At 41.8% G+C, this 2,777-nt stretch carries 3 protein-coding genes; all 3 read left to right on the forward strand.

The features are described from left to right. Positions 1 to 96: 96 nt before the first annotated feature. The 3 genes from BM398_RS16955 to tnpC all read left to right on the forward strand — a co-directional run bounded on the left by BM398_RS16955 (position 97) and on the right by tnpC (position 2,727). Positions 97 to 480: a hypothetical protein gene (locus BM398_RS16955; RefSeq protein ID WP_092339476.1), complete on the forward strand. Its 384-nt coding sequence runs from the start codon at positions 97 to 99 to the stop codon at positions 478 to 480. Beyond that, entirely contained in the window at positions 470 to 826 is a 357-nt protein-coding gene (gene tnpB, locus BM398_RS16960) for an IS66 family insertion sequence element accessory protein TnpB (RefSeq protein ID WP_092339478.1), read from the forward strand. Before BM398_RS16955 ends, tnpB begins: the two co-directional genes overlap by 11 nt. A 272-nt stretch (positions 827 to 1,098) precedes the next feature. Beyond that, positions 1,099 to 2,727, forward strand: coding sequence for an IS66 family transposase (tnpC, locus tag BM398_RS16965; protein ID WP_092339480.1), 1,629 nt, complete (start codon positions 1,099 to 1,101; stop codon positions 2,725 to 2,727). The last annotated feature ends 50 nt before the right edge of the window (positions 2,728 to 2,777 follow it).

Consider the following 2,777-nt stretch of genomic DNA (forward strand, 5'->3'; position numbering starts at 1 on the left):
GTAAACGTCAAATCACCCGCCTAGCCTGAAACTCCTTTTTCGTGGTTTACTTTAAAAAACTAAAAAAACTAGCTAGTTTTTTAAAGGAGGATCCACATGGATAACATTACACACGAGGTAAGACTTGCAAACTGGGCAGAGATTATCAAAAGATGCCAAGCCCGTCCTCAAGGACAATCTGCTAATAAGTGGCTTATTGAAAATGGCATCAATGTTAAAACTTACTACTACTGGCAGCGCCGAGTCCGCAAAGAACTTTTTGATAAAGCTGTAAATTTGCCAGCGTTATCTTTGCAGAAAAATGAAGTTACATTTGCTGAAGTACCATGCGAAGCATTAGATAATTCGCAGGAATATCCGACTTCTTTTTCTGCTCCCGGAGCCGTAATTAAAACCAACAGCTGCCGGATTGAAATCAATAACAGCATTGCACCTTCATTACTTAAAATGATTCTGGAGGTGGTCACAGATGCTTGCTGAGCTTGGCGGGGTTAAGAAAATATACCTGGCTGTAGGTTATACCGATCTCAGGCTTGGAATAAACGGTCTTGCCCAGACAGTAGGCACAAAATTTGATCTTAATCCTTTTGAAAAAGGAACACTTTTCCTTTTCTGTGGGCGGCGCTGTGACAGGATAAAAGCTCTCCTTTGGGAAGGAGATGGCTTTCTACTCCTCTATAAGCGTCTTGAGGACGGCAGATTTGATTGGCCGCGAAGCAAGGATCAGGCAGCAAACATAACCACTGATCAATACAGGATGCTACTCATGGGGCTTAATCCAATTGAACCAAGAATAAAGGAAGTAGTACCATCCCGTGTTAGTTAAAAAGCTTTGTGCAAAACAGAGATTTTTTTAGACTCTGTTTTTCATGATAAATCAGGCATTTCTTTTTATTCAGGATGCCTAATGAAAGGCTCATAAAGCTCTCTGAAAGCCTATTTGAGCGGTTTTTGCACCTTGAAAACTCTATATTTCCATTTGCGTATGAGGCTCTAATCATCATTTATCCATGGGCAAAATAACGAAAAAGCAGGATTTATGTAATTCGCTATTTCACTGGCTTTCCTGTAAAATATATGTATCAGGAAGGAACAGATATGGCGCAAAAGTACACTCAGGATGAACTTAATAACCTAAGTAAAGAAACGATGGTCATGCTGATTATGTCTATGCAGGATCAGCTTGAGCAGATGAATGCAAACATGGAAGCTCTAATTGAGCAGATACGTGTAGCTAACCAGCATCGTTTTGGAAGCCATACTGAAAAGCTTTCTGAGATAATGGGCCAACTGTCTCTTTTTAACGAAGCAGAGTTCTATGCCGATCAACCTGAAGAGGAAGAACCTGAAATAGACGAATTCATTATCCGTAATCCCAAAAAGAAAAAAGAAAAGGGCAAACGTGATAAGGATCTAAGTGGTTTCCCAGAAGAGTTTATCGACCATCCTGTAACTGATGAAGAGGCAGACAATCACTTTGGGAAAGGCTGCTGGAGGAGAATGAAACCGGATAAGTATCCCAAGCTTCGTTATGTTCCTGCATCCTGGATTGTTGAACGTCATACAGTTGATGTTGTGGTTGGAACCTCTGGCATGCATCAGGATGAGTTCCTACGTGGAAAACGTCCTAAGGATCTTATCGAAAAAAGCTACGTTACCTCTTCGTTAGAATCAGCAATCATAAATGCAAAGTATGTCAACTCCAATCCTCTATACAGGATTGAGACCGAATTCAACAGGATGGGCTTCAATGTTTCAAGGCAGACAATGTCCAACTGGACTATCACATGTGCTGAAAAGTATTTCAAGCCACTCTATGACAGGCTTGAGCAGGAACTCTTCAAATTCCCTGTTAACCAGTGCGATGAGACTCCGGTCGAGGTTGTACACCAGACTGACAGAGAAAATCCTGGCAAGTGCTACATGTGGGTTCACTGCAATGGTGAGTTTTACACGGACAGGCGCATAGTCCTGTATGAGTATCAACCGGGAAGAGGCCATGAATATCCCGAACAGTTCTATAGGGATTACAATGGCGTACTCGTAACAGATGGTCTTCAGCAGTACCATCTGATAGAGAAAAATCTGGAAGGGCTGACCAATGCAAACTGCTGGACTCACGCAAGACGTGATTTTGCTGATGCGGTAAAAGCTATCGGCAAGAGCAATCCTAAGGCTCAAAAGGCTTCAGTAGCTTATGAGGCACTTAGAAGAATTGCTGAGATATATACACTTGAGAACGAACTCAAGGAGCTTTCATCAGAAGAACGTCTCAAACGCAGACAAAGTGGAATCAGACTGCTTGTTGAGGAATTCTTTGCGTGGGTAAAATCAACCATTGCTGAAGGAAAGCTGATAAAAGGCAAGACTCTTAGCGGGCTGAACTACTGCATCAATCAGGAGCAGCAGCTAAAAGTATTTCTGAACAATGGTGATGTACCAATAGACAACTCTCTAAGCGAACGAAGCATACGTCCATTTACAATCGGCAGAAAAAACTGGGTGATAATTAACACTCCGCGCGGTGCCAAAGCAAGTGCTGTTATATATTCAATTGTTGAGACAGCCAAACTAAATGGTCTGGTGCCCTTTTATTACTTTGATCACCTCCTTACAGAGCTTCCAAAACTCTGTGATGAAAATGGAAATATAGATACGGCAAAGCTTGATCATTTGCTACCCTGGTCAAAATCATTACCTGATATATGCCGTAAACCACGCCGCTGATAATAAAAGCGGCGTATATTTTTATCGGTAGCGGATTATTTGACGTTTAC

It is taken from the genome of Butyrivibrio sp. M55 (assembly GCF_900116865.1).
In the GTDB taxonomy this organism is placed as follows: Bacteria; Bacillota; Clostridia; order Lachnospirales; family Lachnospiraceae; genus Butyrivibrio.